The sequence below is a fragment of the Brevundimonas sp. FV1ps31S genome (assembly GCF_058681265.1).
The window spans coordinates 1,014,470-1,039,685 of the sequence record NZ_CM178735.1 but is presented as its reverse complement, the minus strand read 5'-3'; the positions used below and the strand labels follow the sequence as shown (position 1 = coordinate 1,039,685).

Here is a 25,216-nt window from a genome sequence, read left to right as displayed (position 1 = left end):
GAGCAACGCCTTGGAGGGGAACAGATCGAAGCGGCTGGACGGCAAGCGCGCGATCATCACGGGCGGGGCCTCGGGCTTCGGAGCCGGCATCGCGCGCCGCTTCGCCGAGGAAGGCGCCTGCGTCATCGTCGCCGACCTGAACGGCGACGCCGCCCGGGCCCTGGCGGCCGAGCTGGGCGACGCTGATCTGGGCCTGACCGTAGACGTCGCCAACGCCGAACAGGTCGCGGGCCTGGCCGAGGCCGCGCACCGCCGGCTGGGCGGGATCGACATCGTGGTCAACAACGCCGGCGTCGGCCATACGCCCCAGCCGCTGGACGAACTGTCGGACGAGGCCTTTGACCACATCGCGGCCGTCAACATGCGCGCCCTCTATCTGATGTCCAAGGCCTTCGTGCCGGCGATGAAGGCCCAGCGGTCCGGCGCCATCCTGAACATCGCCTCCACCGGAGGGGTCAGCCCCCGGCCCAACCTGACCTGGTACAACGCCTCCAAGGGCTGGGTCATCACGGCGACGCGGGCCATGGCGGTGGAGCTGGCGCCCTTCCAGGTCCGGGTGAACGCGCTGAACCCGGTGGCGGGCGACACCCCGCTGCTGAAGACCTTCATGGGCGCCGACACGACCGAGGTGCGGGCCAAATTCCTGGCCTCCATCCCCATCGGCCGCTTCTCGACGCCCGAGGACATGGGCGCGGCGGCGGCCTTCCTCTGTTCGGACGACGCCTCGATGATCACGGGCGTAGCGCTGGAGGTCGATGGTGGCCGCTGCATCTGACCGCGTCTTCAACCTGCTGGTCCTGCCGGGCGACGGCATCGGCCCCGAGATCATCCGCGAGACAATGCGCGTCGCGGACTGGTTCGGCCGCAACGCCGGCCTACGCCTGAACCTGACCGAAGGCCTGGCGGGCGGGGCAAGCATCGACGCCGTCGGCGCGCCCGTGTCCGAGGCTGTGGTCGATCAGGCGCTGGCGTCCGACGCGGTTTTGTTCGGCGCCGTGGGCGGTCCCAGGTGGGACCACCTGCCCCGCGCCCAGCGGCCCGAGATGGGCATATTGCGTCTGCGCCAGGCGCTGGACCTCTACGCCAATCTGCGGCCTGCGGTCTGTTTCGACGAACTGCTGGACGCGTCGGCGCTGAAGCCCGAGCTGATCCGGGGCCTGGACATCCTGATCGTGCGCGAGGCGACTGCCGGCGTCTATTTCAGCCTGCCCCGCGCCAATGAGGTCGACGCCGACGGCGCCCGCCGCGCCTATGACACCCAGGCCTATACCGAGGCCGAAATCGCCCGCGTCTGCCGCACCGCCTTCGAACTGGCCCGCAGCCGCAAGCGCCGCCTCTGCTCCGTCGACAAGGCCAATGTCATGGAGACCGGCGCCCTGTGGCGCGCGGTGGCCGGCGAGGTCGCCTCCGACTATCCCGACGTGGCGCTGTCGCACATGTACGCCGACAACTGCGCCATGCAGTTGGTCCGGCGGCCGGACCAGTTCGACGTCATCGTGACCGACAACCTGTTCGGGGACATCCTGTCGGACGCGGCGGCGGCCCTGACCGGGTCGCTGGGCCTGCTGCCCTCAGCCTCCCTGTCCGGCCTCGGCCAGGGCGGACGCAGCCGGGGCCTGTACGAACCCATCCACGGCTCCGCGCCGGACATTGCGGGCCAGGGCGTCGCCAACCCCATCGCCGCCATTCTGTCCTTCGCCCTGTGCCTGCGCTGGTCCTTCGACCGGTCGGACCTGGCCGACCGGCTGGAGGGTGCGGTGCGTCGGGTGGTGTCCAACGGCGTCCGCACCCCCGACATCGCCCAGAGAACAGTATCCCAGCCCGGCGTCGCCCCCGTCTCCACCCTTCAGATGACCGACGCGATTCTGGCCGCGCTGGATGCAGAGCCCGCATGAGGATCGACCGATGAGCGCCCCGACCCTTGAGACCGTCATGGACCTGATCGACGGCCGCACCGACGACCTGGTCGCCCTGACCCAGGACCTGATCCGCTTTCCGACCGTCAATCCACCCGGCGAGGCCTATCGCCCCTGCGCCGAATATATCGGCGAACGGCTGAAGGGACGCGGCTTCAAGGTCGAATACGTCCGGGGCGAAGGCTCGCCGGGCGACAGCGACAGATATCCGCGCACGAACGTCATAGCCCGCTGGGAAGGCGCCGCGCCCGGCCCTTGCGTCCACTTCAACAGCCACATCGACGTGGTCGAGGTCGGCGCCGGCTGGACCGTCGATCCCTTTGGCGGAGAGGTCAAGGACGGCCGCGTCTACGGCCGAGGCGCCTGCGACATGAAGGGCGGCCTGGCCGCCTCCATCCTGGCGGTCGAGGCCCTGATCGATTCCGGCCTGCCCCTGCCCGGCGCGCTGGAAATCTCGGGCACGGTCGACGAGGAGTCGGGCGGGTACGGCGGCGTGGCCTATCTGGCGGAGCGGGGCTGGTTCTCCGAACCGCGCGTCAACCACGTCATCATCCCCGAGCCGCTGAACGTGGACCGGGTCTGCATCGGCCACCGCGGCGTCTGGTGGGCCGAGATCGAGACCAAGGGCCGCATCGCCCATGGCTCCATGCCCTTCCTGGGCGATTCGGCCATCCGCCACATGGGCGCCGTGCTGGAAGCGTTCGAATCCAAGCTCTATCCCGCCATGGCCGCCCGCCATACCGACATGCCGGTGGTGCCCGAGGGCGCGCGCCAGTCGACGATGAACATCAACTCCATCCATGGCGGCCAAGCCGAGGGTTTCGACGGCCTGCCCGCGCCGTGCGTGGCGGATTCAACCCGCATGATCATCGACCGGCGCTTCCTGATCGAGGAAACGCTGGAAGCGGTGAAGGGCGAGGTGAAGGGCGTCCTGGACGGACTGGCGGCCCAGCGGCACGGCTTCCGCTACGAAATCCGCGACCTGTTCGAGGTGGCGCCCAGCATGGCCGACCGCGACGGCCCGGTGGCCAGCACGACCGCCGCCGCCATCCAGACGGTCCTGGGCAGGCGCGCCCAGTTCGTCTGCTCGCCCGGCACCTATGACCAGAAGCATGTCGACCGCATCGGCAGGCTGAAGGACTGCATCGCCTACGGCCCCGGCGTGCTGGATCTGGCGCACCAGCCGGACGAATGGGTCGGCATCGACGACATGATCAACTCCGCCAAGGTCATGGCGCGCGCCGCCTACGGCCTTCTGACCCGACGACGGAGCTAGGAGCGGTGGACGCCGAGAACATCATCGGTCCACGCCTGCGCGCCCTGCGCGATCGCCTGGGCCTGTCTCAACGCGCCCTGGCCCGCAAGGCCGGCATTCCCTCCAGCACGGTCAGCCTGGTCGAAAGCGGCCGCACCAGCCCCTCGGTCGGCTCGCTGAAGCGGCTGCTGGACGCGGCCGGCGTGTCTCTGGGCGAATTCTTCAGCTCCGAGTTCGAGACCCCGACCAAATACTTCTATCGCCACGACGAACTGACCGACATCTCGCGCGGGGAGGTGTCCTATCGTCAGCTGGGCTCGGGCCAAGCCAGCAGCCTGCAGATCCTCTACGAAACCTACCAGCCCGGATCGGACAGCGGCCGGGTCATGCTGTCCCACGAAGGCGAGGAGGGCGGACTGATCATTTCGGGCCGTCTGGAGGTCATGGTGGACGGTCAGTCGCGGGTGCTGAAGGCCGGCGACGGCTATCTGTTTCCCAGCGTCCTGCCCCATCGCTTCCGCAATGTGGGCGACACGCCCTGCGTCGTGATCAGCGCCTGCACGCCCCCGACTTTCTGACAAGTCGATTATTTGATCAGAATCCTGATCAAGTGTCTTTATTATAGAGTAATGTCAGCGGCTTGCCTCCCGGAAGAAATAGGCTTGCCGCGCCTCGCGTTTAGTCAGCTACTTCTCATGTGGCGGCGGGGGATGGAACGGGAGCTGTCGGTCAAGGCCGTCCGGCTCGACGGGGCCGCCCCAGGCTGATCACAGGGACGGCGGGCCCCGTAGTCTCGCCGGTCGGCCGCGCAAATCGCTCAGAACGATCCGCAGCCTCAGAGGGGGTTAGGCAATGAATCGTCTTTTGGTCAGCGTATCCGCCGGGGCGCTCGCCGCCCTGACGTCTATCAGCCTGGCGTCCGTCGCGCAGGCCCAAACCCAACCGCAGGAAACCAAGGCCGAGCGCGCCGAATGGGTGGACGAGGTGATCGTCACCGCCCAGCGCCGCGAACAGGCGGCTCAGGACGTGGGCATCGCCCTGAGCGTCCTCAGCGGCGAGACCCTAACGAAACAGGGCGTCACCAACGTCAACCAGCTTCAGAACGTCACCCCGAACCTGGAGGTCGAGCCGGCCTTCGGCGGCGGGGCGGCCCAGTTCCGCATGCGCGGCGTGGGCTTTCAGGACTACGCCTCCAACAACTCGCCCACCGTCGGCGTCTATGTGAACGAGGTCGCCTATCCGGTCCCGGTCATGACCCAGGGGCTGATCTTCGACATCGACCGGGTGGAGGTGCTGCGTGGCCCGCAGGGGACCCTGTACGGCCGCAACACCACCGGGGGCGCCATCAGCTTCGTGACCAAGCGCCCGACGGACGACCCGTCCGCCGGCCTGATGACGGAATGGGGCAGCTATGACCTGTTCCATGCGGAGGGCTACGCCTCCGGCCCGCTGGGCGGGGGCCTGCGCGGACGCCTGGCCCTGTCGACCGAACAGGGCGGCGCCTGGCAGCGCAATCGCGATACGGGAGAGACCCTGGGCGACGCCGACCGCACCGGCGCCCGCGCCCTGATCGCCTGGGATCCGAACCAGAGCCTGTCGCTGCTGCTGGACGTGCATGGCGGCATCGACAAGTCCGAGAACCAGGGCCTCTATCTGCTCAGAGACCTGACGACGCGCGGCGGCGCGGCGGGCGGCAGCCTGATCCCGGCCGATACGGACCACTCCAAGACCGGCTGGGGGATTTCACCCCGCTTCGCCGCCGCCATCGGCCGCAGCGCCGACGCCAAGCCGGGACGCGACAACTCCTCCTGGGGCACGTCGCTAAACGCCAATCTGGCGCTGGACGGCATGACCCTGACCAGCATCTCCAGCTTTGAGACGCTGGAGCGCAGCGAATACGGCGACTGGGATTCCAGCTCCTCGGTCGAGGCTGACACCTTCTTCGGCAGCGACGTGGACGTCAGTTCGCAGGAACTGCGCCTGGCCTCCGACACGGGCGGTCCGCTGACCTGGGTGGCGGGCTTCTATGCGTCCAAGCAGGATCTGCACGAACGCTATTTTTCGGACTTCATCGATATCTACGGCACCTACGCCGAGGTCACCTATGACCAGTCGGTCACGTCATGGAGCGTCTTCGGCCAGGGCGAATACGCCATCAGCGACCGGCTGAAGGCTATTCTAGGCCTGCGCTATGAGGAAGAGACGCGCGAGCTTCAGGGCTTCGGCTCAGCCTTCGGCGGCGCCACGGCCCTGCCGCCCACCACCGTCGAAACCGAGATGACGCCCCTGACCGGCAAGGCGGCGCTGGAGTTCAAGCCGACCGACAACCTCCTGATCTACGGCTCGGCCAGCCGGGGCGCCAAGTCGGGCGGCTTCACCACCTACAACACAGGCGACAGCAGCGGGATCGAGCCCTTCAATCCTGAAATCCTCTGGGCCTATGAGGTCGGGTTCAAGGCCGACCCCTCGCGCGCCTTCCAGCTGAACGGCGCGGCTTATTTCTACGACTACACGGACCAGCAGGTGCTGTCGGCCGTCTGGGGCCAGAACGGGCCGGTCGGCCGCTTCACCAACGTCCCGTCCTCGCACATCTGGGGCGCCGAACTGGAAGCGGTGCTGCGGCCGGCGGCCGGCCTTCGGATCAGCCAGTCGCTCAGCTACAAGAAGGGCGAGTACGACGAGTATGAGGCCATGGACGTCGCGGCCTCTCGCCTTGCGGGCGCCGCCGTCTATGTCGACAAATCGGGCGATCCCATCCTGTTCCCCGCCTGGTCCTACGCCGGGTCGATCAGCTACGACTGGACGCTGAGCGGTTTCGCCGTCACGGCCGAGACCAACTACAGCTATCGCGACGACTATCCGTCTTGGCTGGGGACCAAGTACGACATACCCGCCTACTGGCTGGCCAACGCCAGCGTGACGGTCGGGCCAGAGAACGCCAACTGGTCGGTCGCCTTCTGGGCTCGCAACCTGTTCGATCAGGAATATGACCTGACGCGCAACTTCTTCACGACCGCCGACATCGCCCAGCCGGGTCGGCCCCGCACCATCGGCGTGCGGCTGAGCCTGGCCTATTGAGGCCCGGCCGGGCGGCGCGGCCCCGCGTCGCGTCGCCCGCCGCGGCCTTGGCGACGCCCCTGATCACGCCGCCCGAAATCCTGATCGGAACGCAGACAACTCCAATCTTTTCAGCATGTTGAATCGCCGGAATAACAGGCTTTCCTTCGGGGGCCTTTCATCCGCTATTGGTCATCGCGAAAGGACCCCTGCATGACCGCCCAGGCTGCCAACGACCTTGATCCCTTCTGGATGCCGTTCACCGCGAACCGCAGCTTCAAAGCCCACCCCAGATTGTTGGCCTCGGCCAAGGACATGCACTATTTCACGCCCGAGGGCCGCAGGATTCTGGACGGAACGGCGGGCCTGTGGTGCGTCAACGCCGGCCACGCCCGCCGCCCCATCGTGGAAGCGATCCAGTGTCAGGCCGAGGTTCTGGACTACGCCCCCACCTTCCAGCTGGGCCATCCGCTGGCGTTCAAACTGGCGGCGCGGCTGGGCCTGTTGTTCCCCGCCGACATCGACTACGTCTTCTTCGCCGGCTCGGGCTCCGAGGCGGTCGACAGCGCCCTGAAGATCGCTTTGGCCTATCAACGGGCGCGCGGATTCGAGAACCGCACCCGCCTGATCGGCCGGCAGAAGGGCTATCACGGCGTCGGCTTCGGCGGCATTTCCGTGGGCGGGCTGGAGAACAACAAGCGCGGCTTCCTGACCCTGCCCGGCGTTGATCACCTGCCCCACACCCTGAACCTGGAAGAGGCCGCCTTCTCGCGCGGGCAGCCGGCCTGGGGCGCGCATCTGGCCGACGAACTCGAGACCCTGATCGCCCAGCACGGCGCCGAGACCATCGCCGCCGTCATCGTGGAGCCGCTGTCGGGTTCGGCCGGGGTCATCGTGCCGCCGGTCGGCTATCTGGAGCGCTTGCGCGAAATCACGACGCGCCACGACATCCTGCTGATCTTCGACGAGGTCATCACCGGATTCGGCCGCGTGGGCGGCGTGACGGCGGCTGAGACCCTGGGCGTCATTCCCGATCTTCTGACCTGCGCCAAGGGCCTGACCAACGGGGCGGTGCCGATGGGAGCCGTCGGGGTCAGCAAGGGCGTTTACGACGCCGTGGTGAACGGCGCGGGCGGTCCGGGCATCGAATTCTTTCACGGCTACACCTATTCGGGCCATCCGCTGGCCGCCGCCGCCGCCCTGGCGACCCTGGACGTCTATGAGGCCGAGGGGCTGTACGACCGCGCGCACGACCTGGGCGCCTATTGGGAAGACGCAGTGCATGGTCTGAAGGGCCTGCCCAACGTCATCGACGTGCGCAACCTGGGCCTGGTCGCCGCCGTCGAACTGGCCCCCCGGCCCGAGGCGCCAGGCGCCCGCGCGACCGAGGTCTTCCACCGCGCCTTCGATTCCGGCCTGCTGATCCGGGTGACGGGCGACGTCATCGCCCTGTCGCCGCCGCTGATCATCGACAAGGCCCAGATCGACGAACTGATCGGGGGCCTGGCCGGCCTTCTTACAAACACGCTCTGACGCGGCGATCTGGGCGATGCTACATCAGCGAAGGGGAGACGACACGGCGTGATGCGGGGATCGGCAAACAGGGTCTGGAGCCGGTTCGGCCGCGCCCTGCTGGCGGTCGCCCTGCTGCTGGGCCTTGCCGCCCTGCCCGCCGTCGTCCAGGCGCAAACCTCCCGCGACCGACTGGTGCTGGGCTTGCCGCTGGAGCCGCCGAACCTCGATCCGACCTCGGGCGCCGCGGCGGCGGTGGACGAGGTCGTCTACGCCAACATCTTCGAGGGCCTGACCCGGCTGACGCAGAACGGCGCGGTGGCGCCGCTTCTGGCCGAAAGCTGGGAGGCGTCGCCCGACGGCCTGACCTGGACCTTCCACCTGCGGCGCGGCGTGACCTTTTCGGACGGTTCGCCCTTTGACGCCACGGTCGCCAAGTTCGCGCTGGACCGCATCACCGCGCCCGGCTCCACCAACGCCCAGAAGGCCCTGTTCGCCCCGATCGAAAAGGTCGAGGTCGTGGATCCGGCCACGATCCGTATCCATCTGTCCCGGCCGATGGCGACCCTGGCCTATGTCCTGGCCTGGGGCGATGCGGTGATGGTGTCGCCCAAGAGCGCGGCGACCGAGGCCGTCGCCCCGGTCGGGACCGGCCCGTTCAGGCTTCAGAGCTGGCGGCGCGGCAGCCAGCTGACCCTGGCGCGCCGCGACGGCTACTGGGGAAGGCCGCCCCGCCTGAACACTGTCGTCTTCCGTTTCATCGGCGATCCGACCGCCGCTTTCGCCGCCGTCAGCGCCGGCGACGTGGACGCCTTTCCCAACTATCCCGCGCCCGAGAATGCAGCCCAGTTCCAGCGCGATCCGCGCTTCCGCGTCGTGGTCGGCGCGTCCGAGGGCAAGGTCATCCTGGGGATCAACAACGCCCGCCCGCCGTTCAACGACGTGCGGGTGCGCCGCGCCCTGTCCTACGCCATCGACCGCGACGCCCTGATCCAGGGGGCCATGTTCGGGTTCGGCCAGCCGATCGGCAGCCACTATTCGCGCCAGGCGCCGGGCTATGTCGATCTGACCGGCCTCTATCCCCACGATCCGGCCAGGGCGCGTCAACTGCTGGCCGAGGCCGGCTATCCGAACGGCGTCGACGTCACCCTGCGCCTGCCGCCCCGCCCCTATGCCCGGCGCAGCGGCGAGGTGCTGGTCTCCCAGCTGGCCCAGGCCGGTGTCCGGGCGAAGATCGAAAACCTGGAATGGGCCCAGTGGCTGGACCAGGTGTTCAAGCGCCGCCAGTTCGACCTGACCATCGTCGAACACGTCGAGCCGATGGACTACGACATCTATGGCCGGAAGGACTATTACTTCGGCTATGACAGCCCCGCGTTCGACGCCCTGCTGAAACAGGTCCAGGCCGCGCCGGACGAGGCGACGCGCACCCGCCTGCTGGCCGACCTGCAACGCCGGATCGCAGAGGACGCCGTCAACGGCTTCCTGTTCCAGTCGTCGCGCATCGGGGTGTGGAAGGCGGGCCTCAGCGGCCTGTGGATCAACGCGCCCATAGCCGCCAACGACGTGACCGGCGCATCCTGGGCCGGAGCGGGCGCGGCGGGCCAGACGGCGGATGGACGCACGGGCGGCGGTCTGCCTTGGGGCTGGATCGGCCTGATCGCGGGCGTCGCCCTCCTGGCCTTCGTCGCCTGGCGGTTCGGCGCAGCCTGGGTGCTGAAGAAGCTGGGCGGCCACGCCGTGACGCTGCTGGCGGCGACCCTAGTGATCTTCCTGCTGCTTCAGGTCGTGCCGGGCGACCCGGCCAGCTACATGATGGGTCTGAACGCCAGCCCCGAATCCATCGCCGCCCTGCGCCAGCAGATGGGCTTGGAGGGGTCGGGGCTGGAGCGCTACCTGGCCTGGCTGAGCGACCTGCTGACCGGGCGGTTCGGAACCAGCTACACCTATCAGGTGCCGGTCGGCGGCCTGATCGCCGAGCGTCTGGCCGTCTCCGCCCCCCTGGCCCTGATGGCCACCGTCCTGTCCCTGATGGCGGCCCTGCCCATCGGCGTCGCCGCCGCCGGCCGGCGGGGCACGGCGGTGGACACCGGGCTCATCGGGGTGACGCAGGTCGGCGTCGCCCTACCCAACTTCTGGATCGCCATGCTGCTGATCCTGCTGTTCTCGGTGCAGCTGGGCTGGTTTTCGGCGGGCGGATTTCCGGGCTGGGGCGCCGGATTCTGGCCCGCCTTCAAGGCCCTGATCCTGCCGGCCGTGGCCCTGGCCGCGCCCCAGACCGCCATCCTGGCCCGCGTGCTGCGCACCGCCCTCCTGGACACGATGAACGAGGACTATGTCCGCACCGCCCGCGCCAAGGGGCTGTCGGTCCGTCAGGCCCTGTGGCGCCACGCCCTGCGGAACGCCTGGGTCCCGGTCCTGACCATCCTCGGGCTTCAGTTCCCCTTCCTGCTGGCGGGCGGCATCATCATCGAGAATGTCTTCTCCCTGCCCGGCCTGGGCCGTCTGGTCTTCCAGGCCATTACCCAGCGCGACCTGATCGTGGTGCAAAGCGTGGTCGTGGTGCTGGTGTTCGCCGTGGTCCTGGTCAGTTTCCTGATCGATCTGGCCTATCTGTTCGCTGATCCGCGCCTGAGGGGACGTCGCGCATGACCGAGGTCATCGCCCTGCCTGCGCCGGTCAAGACGCGCGCCCGCTGGCCCCTGTCGCTGGTCGCCGGCCTCGCCCTGACGGCAGTGGTGGTGACCACCGCCCTGATCGCTCTGGTCTGGACGCCCTACGATCCGGCGGCGGTGGACATCGCCGCCAAACTGGCGCCCCCCTCGGCCGCCCATTGGATGGGGACCGACCATTTCGGGCGCGACGTCCTGTCGATGATCATGGCCGGGGCGCAGAACTCCCTGATCGTCGCCTTCGTCGCCGTAGGCGTCGGCACCGGGATCGGCACACCGCTGGGCCTTCTGGCGGCGGCGCGAGGCGGCTGGATCGACGAGCTGGTCATGCGCGGCAACGACCTGATCTTCGCCTTTCCCGCCCTGCTGCTGGCGGTCATGATCACCGCCGTCATGGGGCCGGGGGCGATCAACGCCGTCATCGCCATCTGCGTCTTCAACATTCCCGTCTTCACGCGCGTGGCGCGCGGCGCGGCGCGGGGGCTTTGGACCCGCGAATACGTCCTGGCCGCCCGCACGGCGGGCAAGTCCCAGACCCTGATCTCGCTCCAACACATCCTGCCCAATCTGATGAGCCTGCTGGTCGTGCAGGCGGCGATCCAGTTCGCCGTCGGCATCGTGGCCGAGGCGGGCCTATCCTACGTCGGCCTGGGCGCCCAGCCGCCTGCGCCCAGCTGGGGCCGGATGCTGGCCGAGGCCCAGACCATGATCGGCTTCGCGCCCTGGTTGGCGATCATGCCGGGCCTGGCCATCTTCGTGACCGTGCTGGGGCTCAGCCTGACCGGCGACGGCCTGCGCGACCTGTTCGACCCCCGCGTGCGGCGGGAGCGCCCGGCATGAATGTCCTGGACATCCGCGACCTGAACCTGTCGATCGGCGCCACGCCGATCCTGAAGGGCGTCAGCCTGTCCGTCGCGCCCGGCGAGATCCTGGGCCTGGTCGGCGAAAGCGGATCGGGCAAGTCGATGACGGCCCTGGCGATCATCGGCCTGACCCCGCCGCGCGCGACCGTGACCGGCGACATCCGCCTGAACGACCAGCTCGTCTCCGGCGCCTCTGACGCCGCCCTGCAGAAGGTGCGCGGCCGCGACGTGGGCGTGATCTTCCAGGAGCCGATGACCGCCCTGAACCCGGTCATGACCATCGGCGATCAGGTCGCCGAGACGGTGCGCCTGCACAAGACGGTGTCACGCAAGGCGGCGCTGGCCGTCGCGCGCGCCATGCTGGACCGGGTCGGCCTGCCCGCTGAACGCTTCCCTTTGAGCCGTTATCCGCACGAACTGTCGGGCGGCCAGAGGCAGCGCGTCGCCATCGCCATCGCCATCGCCCTTACGCCCAAGCTGCTGATCGCGGACGAGGCGACGACGGCGCTGGACGTCACCACCCAGGCCCAGGTGCTGGAGCTCTTGAAGCGGCTGGTGTGCGAGGACGGCATGGGGCTGATCCTCATCACCCACGACCTGGCCGTGGTGGCCGAGACCTGCGATCGACTGGCGGTGATGAAGGACGGAGAGCTCGTAGAGGAAGCCCCCGTCGGGCGCATCGAGTCCGGCATGGCCCACCCCTATTCGCAACGTCTGCTGGCCAACGCCACCCACGCGCCCGTGCGCCGCAGTCGGCCCCAGGCGGACGCCGCCCCGGTGCTGGAGGTCCAGGGCCTGGTTCGCGACTACGGCGGCGCGCCCGCCCTGTTCGGCCGGTCCAAGACGTTCCGCGCCGTGGACGACGTCAGCCTGTCGATCCAGCCGGGCGAGAGCGTCGGCCTGGTCGGCGAAAGCGGCTGCGGCAAGTCCACCCTGCTGCGCGCCATACTGGCGCTGGAAGCGCCCCAGGCGGGCTGCGTCCGGGTCAGGGGCCGCGACATCACCACTGCGCGCGGCGCCGCGCTGAAGGCCATCCGACGCGATATCCAGGTGGTGTTCCAGGACCCCTACGGCAGCTTCGACCCCCGCTGGAAAGTCCGGGATCTGGTGGCTGAAAACTTCCACCTGCTGGACGCCAGGCCCGCCCCGGACGAGGCGCGGCGCCGCATTGACGAAATGCTGGAACGGGTGGGCCTGACCAACAGCGCTGCAGACCGCTATCCGCATGAGTTCTCCGGCGGCCAGCGCCAGCGCATCGCCATCGCCCGCGCCCTGATCACCGACCCCTCGGTCGTCTGCCTTGACGAGGCGGTGTCGGCCCTGGACGTCTCGGTGCGGGCCCAGGTGCTGGACCTGCTGGCCGACCTGTCGGATCGCCTGGGCCTGTCCTACCTCTTCGTCACCCACGATCTCAGCGTGGTGCGCACCGTGACGGACCGGCTTCTGGTCATGCACGCCGGGAAGATCGTCGAGCAGGGCGCGACCTCCGCCGTCTTCGCCGCCCCCTCGCACCCCTATACGCAGAAACTTCTGGCGGCGACGCCGGATCTGGTCCGCAATCCCGCTCTGGAAAAGGAAGACGCCCGATGAACCGCAGAACCGTCCTCGCCTCGGCCCTGATCGGCGCCGCCGCCTCCTCCGCCGCCTCGGCCAAGGCGCAGCCCGCCGGATCGGCCGCCCGCGCCTCAGGCCGCACCGGCCCGCTGAACCTGATCACCGATGTCGAGGGGATCAAGGTCGGCCAGGCCCACGACGCAGACGTGCGCACCGGCGTCACCGTCATCCTGGCCGAAAAGCCCGCCACGGCCGCCGTGGACGTGCGCGGCGGCGGCCCCGCCGGGCGCGAAACCGACGTCCTGCGCCCCGAGAACCTCGTGCAAGAGGTGGACGCCATCATACTGTCGGGCGGCTCGGTCTATGGCCTGGGTTCAGCCGACAGCGTCGCCGCCTGGATGGGGATGCGCGGGCGCGGCTACGGCATGGGCGGGGCGCCGGGCGTGCCCCCCTCGCCCATCATCCCGACCGCCTGCCTCTATGACCTGGCCAACGGCGGGAACAAGCAGTGGGAGATGGAGCCGCCGTATCGCCGCCTGTCCGTTCAGGCGCTGGAGGCGGCGGGCGACCGCTTCGACCTGGGCGCCGCTGGCGCGGGCTATGGCGCCGAGGCCGGGGCGCTGAAGGGCGGGATCGGTTCGGCCTCGGCGGTGATGGAGGCGGGCTGGACGGTCGGCGCCGTCGTGGCGGTGAACAGCGTCGGCTCCGTCGTCGCCCCCGGCGGCAAGACCTTCTGGGCCGCTCCCTATGAGATCGGCGATGAGTTCGGCGGGCTGGGCGCCGCCGGCCTGCACGCCTCGGCCGAGGACTGGGGCCTGTCCAAGTTCCGCGCCCGGCCGCGCGAGAACACCACCATCGCCTGCATCGCCACCGATGTGGCCCTGACGCGGGTCGAATGCCTGCGCATGGCCATCATGGCCCAGGACGGCATGGCCCGCGCCATCCGCCCCAGCCACACCCCCTTCGACGGCGACACCCTGTTCTGCCTGTCCACCGGCAAGAAGACGATCGACAACCCGGCCCTGCGCCAGGTGGCGGTGGCTCAGCTGGGCAATGTCGCCGCCGACGTCCTGGCCCGCGCCATCGCGCGGGGCGTCTATCACGCCACCAACTATCAAGGCGTCACGGGAAAGACCTGGCGGGAACTTGAAGCCTAGGCTCAGGCCCCATTGATGGCGTCATCAAAAGGGTGGCGTCGGCTTCCGGATCAGGTCGCGTCAAGGCCGGCGCCTCTGCGGCGGCCTTGACCCTCGCGTGCTGGCTTCACCCGGCGAGTTCGCCGTAAAAGCACTTCATGACCGTGTCGACGAAGCGTTGGAGATTCTGGATCGACCGGGGCGGCACCTTCACCGACGTGGTCGCCCGCGCGCCCAATGGCGCGCTCCGGACGCACAAGCTGCTGTCGGTCAATCCGGAACATTATGCCGACGCCGCCGTCGAAGGGATTCGACGCATCCTCGATGTCGAGTCCGGGCCTCTGCCGTCTGGTCTGGTCGATGATGTGCGGATGGGCACGACGGTCGCGACCAACGCCCTTTTGGAACGCAAGGGCGAGCCGACCGTGCTGGCGATCACTGCGGGCTTCGGCGACGCCCTGCGCATCGGCTGGCAGGCGCGGCCCGAGCTGTTCGTGCGCAACATCGTCCTGAACGACCAGTTGTATGATCGGGTCGTCGAGATCGGCGAAAGGGTCAGGGCGGACGGCGCCGTGGATCGTCGTCTGGACGAGGATCGGGCACGGGCCGATCTGACCGCCGCCCATGCTGCAGGCCTGCGGGCTGTGGCCATCGTCCTCATGCACGGCTGGCGTTTCCCCGATCACGAAAAACGGCTGGCCGAGATCGCGCGCGACGTCGGTTTCGATCAGGTCTCGGTCAGCCACGAGGTCGGCGCCCTGATCAAATTGATCGGACGCGGCGACACCACTGTCGCCGACGCCTATTTGTCGCCGATCCTGCGCGCCTATGTGGAGCGGGTCGGCGCTGACCTGGGCCCGGCGACGCCGCTTCAGTTCATGCAGTCGTCGGGCGGACTGACGGCCGCCGACGCCTTTCGAGGCAAGGACGCGATCCTGTCCGGACCGGCCGGCGGCGTGGTGGCCATGGCGGAGACGGCTAAGGCGGCCGGGTTTGACCGCGCCATCGGTTTCGATATGGGCGGCACCTCGACCGACGTCTCTCACTTCGCCGGCGAATACGAACGAACCTCTGACGCCGTGGTCGCCGGGGTGAGGCTGCGCGCGCCGATGCTGAGCATCCACACGGTCGCCGCAGGCGGCGGCTCCATCTGCCGGTTCGAGGGCGGGCGGATGCGGGTCGGGCCGCAATCGGCCGGCGCCGTGCCGGGTCCCGCCGCCTATCGGCGCGGCGGCCCCCTGACGGTGACCGACTGCAACCTGATGCTGGGCAAGCTGAGCCCCGACTTCTTCCCCGCCGTCTTCGGGCCGGACGCCGACCAGCCGCTGGACGCCGAGGCCGTACGCCTCCGCTTCGACGCCCTGGTCGCCGAGGTCGAGGCTGCGACCGGACGCGCCACGACGCCAGGCGAGCTGGCCGAGGGCTTCGTCACCATCGCCGTCCAGAACATGGCCGAGGCGATCCGCTCGATCTCGATCCAGCGCGGCTATGACGTCACCCGCTATGTGCTGAACTGTTTCGGCGGCGCCGGCGGGCAGCACGCCTGTCTGGTCGCCGACGCCCTGGGCATGACCAAGGTGCTGTTGCATCCGTTCGCGGGCGTGCTGTCCGCCTACGGCATGGGCCTGGCCGAGGTGAGAGCCGTGCGCCAGGCGACCGAGGCGACGCCCCTGGACGCCACGCGCGACAGGGTCTTGGCCGACAGGATCTCTGCGCTCTCGACACTCGCGCGGGCCGATCTTGAAGCCCAGGGTTTCGCGGCCGGCGCCGTCTCGACCGTCGCGCGGGCGGAGATCAAGTTCGCTGGATCCGACACGCCGCTGGTCGTGCCCTTCGGTCCCGCCGATGCGATGGCCGAGGCCTTCGAGGCCCTCCATCGCCGCCGCTTCGGCTTCTTCGCCGAGGACAAGGCCCTGATTGTCGAGACCCTGGAAGTGGAGGCCGTCGGCCATTCGGACCAGGCGCCGTCGAGGCCGACCCCACCCCCCGCAACCGGATCATTGGAGACCGTCGCCGAACTGAACGTCCGCATGGCCGGTCAGGACCGCCCCACCCCCGTCTATCGTCGCGACGGCCTGACGCCGGGCCTGGCCGTCGATGGGCCGGCCATACTGCTGGAAGACACCGGCACCACCGCGGTCGAGCCCGGTTGGCGCGCGACGATCGACGCCCAGGCCAATCTGCTGCTGGAGCGGGTCGTCCCCCTGCCCGCTCGCACGGCCATTGGCACGGATGTCGATCCGATCATGCTGGAGGTGTTCAACAGCCGTTTCATGGCCTGCGCCGAACAGATGGGTGAAGCCCTGCGCGCCACCGCCTATTCGGTGAACATCAAGGAGCGTCTGGACTTCTCCTGCGCCATATTCGACGCGACCGGCGCCCTGATCGCCAACGCCCCGCACATCCCGGTCCATCTGGGCTCAATGGGCGAGAGCATTCGTACCGTCATCGCATCACGCGGCGGCGGCGGCATGACGCGCGGCGACGTCTATATGCTGAACGCCCCCTACAATGGCGGCACCCATCTGCCCGACATCACCGTCATCATGCCCGTCTTCCTGGACGAGGACGCCGTTCCGGCCTTCTTCGTCGCCGCGCGCGGACATCATGCCGACGTGGGCGGAACCACGCCGGGCTCCATGCCCGCCTCGTCGCGGACGGTGGAGGACGAGGGGGTGCTGATCGACGATTTCCTGCTGGTGGAGGCGGGACGGTTGCGCGAAGCCGAGACCCGCGCCCTGTTCGCCTCGGGCCGTCATCCTTCGCGCAATATCGATCAGAACCTGGCCGACCTGAAGGCGCAGGTCGCCTCCTGTACGCGCGGCGCCGACGAACTGGTCCGCATGACCGCGGAGTTCGGCCGACCTGTCGTCGCGGCCTATATGGGCCATATCCAGGACAATGCCGAAGAAGCCGTGCGGCGCGCCATCGCCGCTCTGAAACCCGGCGCCTTCGCCTATGAAATGGACGACGGCGCGGTCATTCGCGTCCGCATCGACGTGGATGCTCAGGCGCGCAGCGCCGTGGTCGATTTCACAGGAACGAGCGAGCAAAGGCCGACCAATTTCAATGCGCCGCTGTCCATCACACGGGCGGCGACCCTCTATGTCTTCCGCACCCTGGTGGACGACGCCATTCCGCTGAACGAGGGCTGCCTGAAGCCGATCGAACTGATCGTGCCGGAGGGATCGATGCTGAACCCCCGGTATCCGGCCGCCGTGGTCGCGGGCAATGTCGAGACCAGCCAGGCGGTGGTGGACACCCTGTACGGCGCGCTGGGCGTGCTGGCGGCCAGCCAGGGGACGATGAACAACTTCACCTTCGGCGACGATGCGCGGCAGTATTACGAGACCATAGCCGGAGGGGCCGGCGCGGGCCCGGGCTTTGACGGGACGAGCGCGGTCCAGACCCATATGACCAACAGCCGCCTGACCGATCCTGAGGTGCTGGAAACCCGTTTTCCGGTCCTTCTGGAGGAATTCTCCATCCGGCGCGGCTCCGGCGGCGTCGGGCGTTGGCGCGGCGGAGACGGGGCGGTGCGCCGCATCCGCTTCCTGGAGCCGATGACCGCCGCCATCCTGTCGAACCGCCGGCGCGTCCCCCCCTTCGGCGCGGACGGCGGCGGACCAGGCGCGACGGGCGTCAACCGAATCGAGAGGGTGGATGGAACAGTCGATCCTCTGACTTCGACGGCCGAAGTCTCGATGTCGCCCGGGGACGTCTTCGTCATCGAGACGCCGGGCGGCGGCGGCTTCGGCGAATAAGGCTTCCTGAGCCGACCGAACCGCGCAATCCTTTGTCCGGAGGGGGATGAACCATGCTGGTGCTTTGGGGGATTGCGGTGGTGGTCGCGGGCTTCGTCGCCCGGATCAACCCGCTGGTGGTCGTTCTGGTCGCGGCGATCACGACCGGGGTTCTGGCCGCAGTCGGACCGGGCGTCGACGCCCGCGCCCTGCTGACGGCGGCGATCGACACCATCAGCCGGTTCGGCGAGGCCTTCAACGATAACCGCTATTTCCACATCACCTGGCTGGTCCTGCCGGTGATCGGACTGCTGGAACGGGTCGGCTTGCAGGCGCGGGCGCGTGATCTTGTGACCCGGGTCAGGGCCGCGACCGCCGGGCGGCTGATGCTGATCTATCTGGTGGTGCGCCAGGCGACAGCCGCCCTGGGCCTAACCTCCCTGGGCGGCCATCCGCAGATGGTCCGCCCGCTGATCGCGCCAATGGCCGAGGGCGCGGCCGAGACCGAACACGGTCCCCTGACGGACAAGGCCCGCTTCCGCATCCGCGGCATGGCGGCCGGCACCGACAACATCGGCCTGTTCTTCGGTGAGGACATCTTCATCGCCATCGGCTCCATCGTCCTGATCGTCGGCTTCCTTGAACAGGCCGGGGTGCGGGTCGAGGCCCTGCACGTCTCGCTATGGGCCATCCCCACCGCCATTGTCGCTCTGGTCGTCCACGGCGCCCGCCTGCTGATGTTCGACCGTCAGGTTGGGAAGGACATGACTGTCCCCGATACGATCAGGAATGCGGATCAGACAGAGGCCGGCCGATGATCACACTGGAACACGCCTATGTCGCCACCGGCCTGATGTTCGCGGCCTTCTCGATCCTCAGCCTGCGAGATCCGCTGAACCCCACCCGGCTCCGTAGCGCGCTGTTCTGGGGGCTGATCGCCCTCTCCCTGCTGTTCGGTTCGTGGCTGGGCGGCCTCGGCAACGGATTGCTCGTGATCGCGCTGGTCGTGATCGGCGCGACGGGCAAGCTGGGCGTCGGCAACCCCGTCACCACCACTGGCGAACAGCGTCAAGCCGGCGCTTCGCGCTGGGGGAACGCCTTGTTCGCGCCCGCCCTCATGGTGCCCCTGATCGCCGTCGGCGGGACGCTGCTCGCCAAATACACGCCCGCCGGGGCCTGGCTGATCTCGCCGGTGCAGACGACGCTGATCTCGCTGGGCCTGGGCTGCGTCGTCGCCCTGATCGCGGCCCTGGCCTGGTTCCGTCCGCCGGTCATGGCCCCGGTTCAGGAGGGGCGTCGCCTGATGGACTCGATCGGCTGGGCGGCGCTCCTGCCCCAAATGCTGGCCTCGCTTGGCGCTGTCTTCCTGGCCGCCGACGTGGGCCAGGTGGTCGGCGACCTGATCGCGCGGGTCCTGCCCATGACGTCCGCCTTCCTGGCGGTCTTCGCCTATTGCGCCGGCATGGCCCTGTTCACCGTCATCATGGGCAACGCCTTCGCCGCCTTTCCCGTGATGACCGCCGCCATCGGCCTGCCCATCGTCGTGCGCCAGTTCGGCGGCGATCCGTCCATCGTCTGCGCCATCGGGATGCTGGCCGGATTCTGCGGCACCCTGATGACCCCCATGGCGGCCAACTTCAACGTCGTGCCCGCCAATCTGCTGGAGCTGCCCGACCGCAACGCGCCCGTGAACGGCGTCATCCGCGCGCAGCTGCCCACCGCCGCCATCATGCTCCTGGCCAATATGCTGCTGATGTATCTTCTCGCCTTCCGGTTCTGATCATGACGCACAGCCTCGACGCCGCCCTCGCCTCCCGCTTTGCTGCGACGGCCTTGGGCCATGTGACACGCGAGTATCCGAACCACATCATGCATGTGCTGACCGGACCGCAGGACGCCCGCACCCCGCGCGACATGCACCCGATCTTCTTCGGCAGTTTCGACTGGCACTCGTGCGTCCACGGCTGGTGGACCCTGTTCACCCTCTATCGCCTGCACCCCGACATGACGGAGGCCCGACAGATCCGCACGACGGCCGAGGCCCTGTTCACGCCGGACCATGTCGCAGGCGAAGCCGCCTATCTGGCCCGGCCTGAGGCGCGCGGCTTCGAACGTCCTTACGGCTGGGCCTGGCTGTTGATGCTGAGCGCCGAACTCGGCCGCCACGAGACCGAAGAGGGCCGGCGCTGGTTCGAGACCCTGCGTCCCTTGGCCCAGGTCTTCGCCGACCGGTTCAAGGCCTTCCTGCCGCTGGCCGACTATCCGGTGCGGGTCGGAACCCATTACAACACCGCCTTCGCTCTTAGATTGACCCTCGACTACGCTGACGCCCACGACGCCGATCTGGCACAGGCCTGCCGCGACGCCGCCCTGCGCTGGCACGCCGACGATAACGACTGCCAGGCTTGGGAGCCCTCCCAGGACGAGTTCCTGTCCCCGGCCCTGATGGAGGCGGAACTGATGCGGCGCGTCCTCCCGCTGGAAGATTTTCGAATCTGGTTCGATGCCTTCCTGCCCCGCCTGGGAGAGGGCCAGCCCGCCACACTGCTGTCGCCCGCCCGCGTCAGTGACCGCACCGACGGCAAGATCGCCCATCTCGACGGCTTGAACCTGAGCCGCGGCTGGTGTTGGCGCGCCATCGGGGCCGCCCTGCCGATGGATCATCCCCTGGCGCCGGTCACCCACCGCGCGGCGACCGATCATCTGGCGGTCGCCCTGCCCCATGTCACGGGCGACTACATGGGCGAGCACTGGCTGGCCAGCTTCGCCCTGCTGGCTCTGCAGCCGCCGGAGGCCGGGCCCAATCGCAATGGGCCGCGCGGTTCATAAGGCAGCCTCGCCAATGTCTATACGTCATCTCCCGGCGCGAGCGAAAGAAGGTCGAAATGCTGCTCGCCCACCTCAAACGGATCCTGAAGCTGGACCGACTGCGCCTGCAGGGGTCCAACGGCGCAAAGACGAGTTCCTCTTCGCCGCCACCGCCCAAGCGCTGGACCGGCGTTGGCATCTGAACGGCAACCTCAGCGGCGAGCGAAATGGATCAACCGCACCTCAATCGTCTGTTTAGCAGCGGCGGCGCGATGATGCCGACGTTCCAGTGCCAGGCTACATGGCCGTCAGCCCGACGTCGGCACACCACCGCCTCGTCGAATCTCATGTCGATGTGGCCGAGCGGATTGGCAAGTTTCCCAACAGTTCCGTGGTCGCGCACCGTGTCGGCGAGGTGCGTTTGGGTCACCTGCGCCAGCGCCGACGATCTCGACCGCCGCGGTGCAACCGCCCTGCCCGCCCCCCGCCGGCCACGCCTGCATCGCCTACGAAAGCCTCGAACTCTGGCGAGACTGGTCATTCGCCGGCCCACGCGGCGAGCATACCGTCATGATCCGCCCGGCTATTCCGTGAAAACGGCCGATGCGGTAATCGCCGCTGCAGCAGCCGGCGTTAGCGACGCCTACATATAACTAATCAGGCGGCGGAGAGCGTCCATCGCGAAGTTATCCGGCAGCGGGCTACACCTCCCTCCCCGGTGCAGATCATCCACGCCGCGCGCCAGCGCCAACCGTTGAAGCTCCGCGCCTATCTCGACTTCGCGGCACCTCGTCTGCAGCAGCGTTTGCGAGCTGTCGGCGAGGTGTTCGAAGCTGATCCGTCCACACCCGCTCGCCAATCTCGCCCCGCGATCAGCGAATTCCTCGTCAGAGTCTACGCCGCTTTTTCGCCGCCCCCTACTCCCACTCGATGGCTCATCGAAGCGGAAGATGCTGATTGACCGAGCCTTTTTCCCAGCCCTTCCAAGAGCTGCCGTCTGTATGCCCGTCATCAGCGGCGGGCTTCTGAAAATACTCAGGAGGCTGTGTAAAAACGTCGTCCGAATGAGCGAATTAGGTTAGCCTTCCGGGGTCAGCAGGAGGTGGGTATGAGCCGCTTCGTTCAGGGTGCAGATCGCTGGCAGCCCACGCTGCTTCCCGAATGTCTCGACGACTATGTGGCCGAGGATAATCCGGTCCGGGTGGTCGATGTCTTCGTCGATGAGCTGGACCTGAGGGGGCTGGGCTTTCAGGGTATGACGCCGGCGGCGACGGGCCGCCCGGCCTACCACCCGGCCATGCTGTTGAAGCTCTACGTCTACGGCTATCTGAACAAGGTGCAGTCCAGCCGGCGGCTGGAACGCGAGGCGCAGCGCAACGTCGAGCTGATGTGGCTGACGGGGCGACTGGCTCCGGATCACAAGACCATTGCCGACTTCCGCCGCGAGAACGGCTCGGCGATCCAGGCGGCATGCGCCCAGTTCGTGGTCTTGTGCCGCCAGCTCGGCCTGTTCGGCGCGGCCCTGGTCGCCATCGACGGCTCGAAGTTCAAGGCGGTGAACACCCGCGACAAGAACTTCACCGCCTACAAGGTGAAGCGACGGATCGAGCAGGTCGCCGAGCACATCGCCGGCTACTTGCAGGACCTCGACACGGCGGACCGTCACGAGGGACAAGGGGTAGAAGCCCGATCCGACCGCCTGGTCGAGAAGGTCGCGTGGCTGCGCGCCCAGATGGCGATGCTGAAGACTATGGAGGCCGAGGTCGAGGCGGCGCCTGACGGCCAGGTCTCCCTGACGGATCCCGACGCCCGCGCCATGGCGACATCCGGTCGGGGCAGCGGCATCGTCGGCTATAATGTCCAGTCGGCCGTTGAAGGCGAGCATCACCTGATCGTCGCCCACGAGGTCGTCATGACCGGCTCGGACCGGCAGCAACTAACCGCGATGGCGAGCAAGGCCAAGGATGCGATGGGCGTGGAGGTGCTCGATGTGCTGGCGGACCGGGGCTACTTCTCCGGCGAGGAGATCCTAGCCTGCGATGGCCTGGGCGTGACGCCCTTCGTGCCCAAACCCCTGACCTCCGGCGCCAAGGCGGATGGCCGGTTCGGCAAGCAAGACTTCGTCTATCTGCCTGACCAGAACGTCTACCGCTGCCCATCCGGGGCCCTGCTGCCGCATCACATGACGACCATTGAACGCGGTCAAACGCTGCATCGCTACTGGGACCGAGCCAGTTGCACCGGCTGCCGGCTGAAACCTCAGTGCACGCCCAGCCTCGAACGCCGGATCACCCGCTGGGAACATGAGGCCGTCATCGACGCCCTGCGGACCCGAATGGACCTGACGCCACGCGCCATGCGCGTCCGAAGAAGCCTGGTCGAACACCCGTTCGGCACCATCAAGGCCTGGATGGGCCACACCCACTTCCTGATGAAGCGCCTGCCCAACGTGAAGACCGAGATCAGTCTCCACATCCTAGCCTACAATATGAAGCGGGTGATGGCGGTGCTGGGGACCAAGCCCCTGATGGACGCGATCAGAGCCTGAGGCGAAGGCGCTCTGCGCCTGAATGCCTGATCCGATTCGAGCCAGCTCCGCACGTTTTTACACGGCCTCACTCAGGATTTCGGCCGAGGTAAAATTCGGGCGATGTCGTCCTCTATCGGGACCCGGGCCCGTCCCTGATCCTCCACCCGGTCCGGGGGAGAGTTCAGAGTCCCCGATGCCTTCCAACGGCTGCTCAGGGGCCCGCATCGGCGGCCCCTTGGGGTGCAAGGTCGTTGTCAAGCCGTTCAGTGAGCGGGTCCGCCAAGCTTACCGCGAATTCACTTCGGCCGACCCCGCGCTCCGCCTAGCCTTCGCCGTCGGAACTCCTCCCGTCGGCGTATCGGGTTTTCTCATGTTTGATCGACGGACCGTAATGGCGGGCGTATTGGCGATGGCGGGCGTGGGTCCGGCCCTGGCCGCGACGGAACAGGATCGCATCGACGGCGTCGTCGCCGAGTTCGGCTTCAACGGCGTCGTCCTGCTGGGCCAGAATGGGCGGGCCACCTTCCGCAGGGGTTATGGCGTCGCCGACGCCGAGGCCGGGCGCGCCGCCTCGGTTCGCGATCGCTACGTCATCGCCTCCATCTCCAAATGGCTGACCGTCTTCGCGGTGCTGCAACTGGTCGAGCAGGGCGTGATGAAGCTGGACGCCACGGTGGCCGAAAGCCTGCCGTCCTTCCGCAAGGACGCGGGCGGGCGCGTGACCTTGCGCCAGCTGCTCAGCAACACCAGCGGCATTCCCAACCTCTATGGCCCGGCGGCCGAGGCCGATCCCACGCTGAAGACCTCCACCCTGAGCGCGGCCGAGGCGGCGCACGCCTTCTGTTCCGGCGATCTGATCTTCGAGCCGGGCGCCCGGTTCGACTACGCCATCACCAACTGGATCCTCGTCATCGCCATGGTCGAGGCCGCAACGGGACGGCCCTTCGAGCGGGTGGTCGACGATCTGGTGATCACGCCGCTGCGACTCAGGGATACGGCGGTGATGAAGCCGGGCTTCGCCGACCTCCCGGACACAGCCAGGGCCTACAGCACTGTTTCCCCGCCCGTCCTGAAGATGTCGCCGCGCCCCCTGTTCCTGGCCGCCGCGGGCGGATTCTGCAGCACCGCCGACGATCTTTTGCGCGCGGCCTCGGGCGTCTTCGACACCCCGCTTCTAACGCCGTCCTCCCGCGCCGAAATGCTGAAGATCACCGTGCCGGAGCAGCACTACGCCCTGGGCGGCCGGGTCGCCCTGCTGGCGACGCCCGACGGAACGCGTCAGGCGGCCTGGGAGACCGGGCGAACCGACGGCTACCGCTCGGTGCTGGCCCATGTGCTGGACGAGAAGCGCACCGTCGTCCTGCTCAACAACACCGACATGTCGCAGCAGACCATGGACCGGATCGCGCTTCGATTGCTGGACGCCCGCTGGGCGTAGAGGTCATCAAAAACCCGAACGCAGAAGCCTGCCCTCAGCTCGTCAAAGTCCTGGAATGTTAAGGAAACCCATCCGATGATTATCCTCGCTGCGCTCGCCGCCTTGATGGCCGACCCGTCGGCAAGCCCCGCCCCCCCTGTCGTCTCCCAGTCAATGACGTCCGGTGCTGTGGCGGAAGCCGACCAGAAGGAACTGGAAACCCTGAACCGGGACTGGCTGAACGCCTACAGGTCTCACGACGGAGCGGCTCTCGAACGCATCCTGGCCGACGATTTTCAGGCCGTCTATCCGGGCGACCGGCTGATGACCAAGACCGATCTGATCGCCGTCGCGACGCGCCCGGATCGGACGATCGATCAGTTGTCCTGGACCAATCTCAGAATCCTGGTGTTCGGCGATTCTGCCATGGTGACCGGCCGGGCCGCGATGTCGGGGACGACGGGGGATGGTGCGTTCAGCGCGACGAACGATTATGCCGACGTGTACGTCAGGCGCGACGGCCGATGGCGGGCGATTTCCGCTCACGTCGTCCGTGTGGCGCAGTAAGAGAACCCGTACTTCTAAGCGCCGTGCGCCGTAGCGATCGCCTTCCAAGGCGCTGCGCGCCTTGGGGTTGCTTCTGAACCCTCCAGGTCCGAACGATCTCAAACTGACCGGCTGGCTGGCATTCGGTCATGCGGGCGCCATCCTGTTCGGCGGCTTCACTCCGCCGCCCCGGTGGAGGCGTCTGTC

Annotated in this window: 18 protein-coding genes and 1 pseudogene; all 19 read left to right on the top strand. The window is 68.1% G+C overall.

Going from position 1 to position 25,216, the window contains the following annotated elements:
- Positions 1-10 precede the first annotated feature (10 nt).
- The 19 genes and pseudogenes from ACVPT3_RS04775 (at position 11) to ACVPT3_RS04685 (ending at position 25,030) form a co-directional block, all read left to right on the top strand.
- Entirely contained in the window at positions 11-775 is a 765-nt protein-coding gene (locus ACVPT3_RS04775) for a glucose 1-dehydrogenase (protein ID WP_492043052.1), read from the top strand.
- Positions 756-1,895 (top strand): 3-isopropylmalate dehydrogenase, encoded by a 1,140-nt coding sequence (leuB, locus tag ACVPT3_RS04770; protein ID WP_492043051.1) that lies wholly within the window; start codon positions 756-758, stop codon positions 1,893-1,895. Before ACVPT3_RS04775 ends, leuB begins: the two co-directional genes overlap by 20 nt.
- Before the next feature lie 10 nt (positions 1,896-1,905).
- Positions 1,906-3,192: an acetylornithine deacetylase/succinyl-diaminopimelate desuccinylase family protein gene (locus ACVPT3_RS04765; protein ID WP_492043050.1), complete on the top strand. Its 1,287-nt coding sequence runs from the start codon at positions 1,906-1,908 to the stop codon at positions 3,190-3,192.
- Positions 3,193-3,197: 5 nt separating this feature from the next.
- The gene (locus tag ACVPT3_RS04760; protein ID WP_492043049.1) at positions 3,198-3,749 is read left to right on the top strand and encodes a cupin domain-containing protein; all 552 of its coding nucleotides are present in this window, start codon (positions 3,198-3,200) and stop codon (positions 3,747-3,749) included.
- A 274-nt stretch (positions 3,750-4,023) separates the two neighbouring features.
- A complete protein-coding gene (locus tag ACVPT3_RS04755) occupies positions 4,024-6,249 on the top strand; it encodes a TonB-dependent receptor (RefSeq protein ID WP_492043048.1) in 2,226 nt (741 codons plus the stop codon).
- Positions 6,250-6,441: 192 nt separating this feature from the next.
- On the top strand, positions 6,442-7,761 hold the full coding sequence (gene aptA / locus ACVPT3_RS04750; protein WP_492043047.1) for an omega-aminotransferase AptA: 1,320 nt from the start codon (positions 6,442-6,444) through the stop codon (positions 7,759-7,761).
- Between the two features lie 51 nt (positions 7,762-7,812).
- Positions 7,813-10,392: an ABC transporter substrate-binding protein gene (locus ACVPT3_RS04745; protein WP_492043046.1), complete on the top strand. Its 2,580-nt coding sequence runs from the start codon at positions 7,813-7,815 to the stop codon at positions 10,390-10,392.
- Positions 10,389-11,252, top strand: coding sequence for an ABC transporter permease (locus tag ACVPT3_RS04740; RefSeq protein WP_492043045.1), 864 nt, complete (start codon positions 10,389-10,391; stop codon positions 11,250-11,252). Before ACVPT3_RS04745 ends, ACVPT3_RS04740 begins: the two co-directional genes overlap by 4 nt.
- Complete coding sequence (locus tag ACVPT3_RS04735; protein WP_492043044.1) at positions 11,249-12,865, top strand: ABC transporter ATP-binding protein; 1,617 nt, start codon at positions 11,249-11,251, stop codon at positions 12,863-12,865. The genes ACVPT3_RS04740 and ACVPT3_RS04735 overlap by 4 nt, the downstream gene beginning before the upstream one ends.
- Positions 12,862-13,986 carry a P1 family peptidase gene (locus ACVPT3_RS04730; protein WP_492043043.1) on the top strand — a complete coding sequence of 375 codons (1,125 nt, stop codon included), beginning with the start codon at positions 12,862-12,864 and terminating at the stop codon, positions 13,984-13,986. The genes ACVPT3_RS04735 and ACVPT3_RS04730 overlap by 4 nt, the downstream gene beginning before the upstream one ends.
- 137 nt (positions 13,987-14,123) lie before the next feature.
- Positions 14,124-17,729, top strand: a complete 3,606-nt coding sequence (locus ACVPT3_RS04725; protein ID WP_492043042.1) for a hydantoinase B/oxoprolinase family protein — start codon at positions 14,124-14,126, stop codon at positions 17,727-17,729.
- 53 nt (positions 17,730-17,782) lie between these two features.
- Entirely contained in the window at positions 17,783-18,526 is a 744-nt protein-coding gene (locus ACVPT3_RS04720; protein ID WP_492043041.1) for a DUF969 domain-containing protein, read from the top strand.
- On the top strand, positions 18,523-19,488 hold the full coding sequence (locus tag ACVPT3_RS04715) for a DUF979 domain-containing protein (RefSeq protein ID WP_492043040.1): 966 nt from the start codon (positions 18,523-18,525) through the stop codon (positions 19,486-19,488). Before ACVPT3_RS04720 ends, ACVPT3_RS04715 begins: the two co-directional genes overlap by 4 nt.
- 2 nt (positions 19,489-19,490) lie before the next feature.
- The gene (locus ACVPT3_RS04710) at positions 19,491-20,537 is read left to right on the top strand and encodes a DUF2891 domain-containing protein (protein WP_492043039.1); all 1,047 of its coding nucleotides are present in this window, start codon (positions 19,491-19,493) and stop codon (positions 20,535-20,537) included.
- 20 nt (positions 20,538-20,557) lie between these two features.
- Positions 20,558-20,775 (top strand): annotated as a pseudogene (locus tag ACVPT3_RS04705) (hypothetical protein); the annotation flags it as partial.
- A gap of 459 nt (positions 20,776-21,234) precedes the next feature.
- Positions 21,235-21,477 carry a hypothetical protein gene (locus ACVPT3_RS04700; protein WP_492043038.1) on the top strand — a complete coding sequence of 81 codons (243 nt, stop codon included), beginning with the start codon at positions 21,235-21,237 and terminating at the stop codon, positions 21,475-21,477.
- A gap of 147 nt (positions 21,478-21,624) precedes the next feature.
- Complete coding sequence (locus tag ACVPT3_RS04695; RefSeq protein ID WP_492043037.1) at positions 21,625-23,064, top strand: IS1182 family transposase; 1,440 nt, start codon at positions 21,625-21,627, stop codon at positions 23,062-23,064.
- Positions 23,065-23,437: 373 nt separating this feature from the next.
- The gene (locus ACVPT3_RS04690; protein WP_492043036.1) at positions 23,438-24,484 is read left to right on the top strand and encodes a serine hydrolase domain-containing protein; all 1,047 of its coding nucleotides are present in this window, start codon (positions 23,438-23,440) and stop codon (positions 24,482-24,484) included.
- A 75-nt stretch (positions 24,485-24,559) separates the two neighbouring features.
- Positions 24,560-25,030 carry a nuclear transport factor 2 family protein gene (locus ACVPT3_RS04685; protein ID WP_492043035.1) on the top strand — a complete coding sequence of 157 codons (471 nt, stop codon included), beginning with the start codon at positions 24,560-24,562 and terminating at the stop codon, positions 25,028-25,030.
- Positions 25,031-25,216 lie beyond the last annotated feature (186 nt).

Excerpts from the sequence above, each read along its gene's own strand:
- leuB (WP_492043051.1), top strand. The coding sequence starts at position 756 with ATGGTGGCCGCTGCATCTGACCGCGTCTTCAACCTGCTGGTCCTGCCG.
- ACVPT3_RS04765 (WP_492043050.1), top strand. The coding sequence starts at position 1,906 with ATGAGCGCCCCGACCCTTGAGACCGTCATGGACCTGATCGACGGCCGC.
- ACVPT3_RS04755 (WP_492043048.1), top strand. The coding sequence starts at position 4,024 with ATGAATCGTCTTTTGGTCAGCGTATCCGCCGGGGCGCTCGCCGCCCTG.
- aptA (WP_492043047.1), top strand. The coding sequence starts at position 6,442 with ATGACCGCCCAGGCTGCCAACGACCTTGATCCCTTCTGGATGCCGTTC.
- ACVPT3_RS04745 (WP_492043046.1), top strand. The coding sequence starts at position 7,813 with ATGCGGGGATCGGCAAACAGGGTCTGGAGCCGGTTCGGCCGCGCCCTG.
- ACVPT3_RS04740 (WP_492043045.1), top strand. The coding sequence starts at position 10,389 with ATGACCGAGGTCATCGCCCTGCCTGCGCCGGTCAAGACGCGCGCCCGC.
- ACVPT3_RS04735 (WP_492043044.1), top strand. The coding sequence starts at position 11,249 with ATGAATGTCCTGGACATCCGCGACCTGAACCTGTCGATCGGCGCCACG.
- ACVPT3_RS04730 (WP_492043043.1), top strand. The coding sequence starts at position 12,862 with ATGAACCGCAGAACCGTCCTCGCCTCGGCCCTGATCGGCGCCGCCGCC.
- ACVPT3_RS04725 (WP_492043042.1), top strand. The coding sequence starts at position 14,124 with ATGACCGTGTCGACGAAGCGTTGGAGATTCTGGATCGACCGGGGCGGC.
- ACVPT3_RS04720 (WP_492043041.1), top strand. The coding sequence starts at position 17,783 with ATGCTGGTGCTTTGGGGGATTGCGGTGGTGGTCGCGGGCTTCGTCGCC.
- ACVPT3_RS04715 (WP_492043040.1), top strand. The coding sequence starts at position 18,523 with ATGATCACACTGGAACACGCCTATGTCGCCACCGGCCTGATGTTCGCG.
- ACVPT3_RS04710 (WP_492043039.1), top strand. The coding sequence starts at position 19,491 with ATGACGCACAGCCTCGACGCCGCCCTCGCCTCCCGCTTTGCTGCGACG.
- ACVPT3_RS04695 (WP_492043037.1), top strand. The coding sequence starts at position 21,625 with ATGAGCCGCTTCGTTCAGGGTGCAGATCGCTGGCAGCCCACGCTGCTT.
- ACVPT3_RS04690 (WP_492043036.1), top strand. The coding sequence starts at position 23,438 with ATGGCGGGCGTATTGGCGATGGCGGGCGTGGGTCCGGCCCTGGCCGCG.
- ACVPT3_RS04685 (WP_492043035.1), top strand. The coding sequence starts at position 24,560 with ATGATTATCCTCGCTGCGCTCGCCGCCTTGATGGCCGACCCGTCGGCA.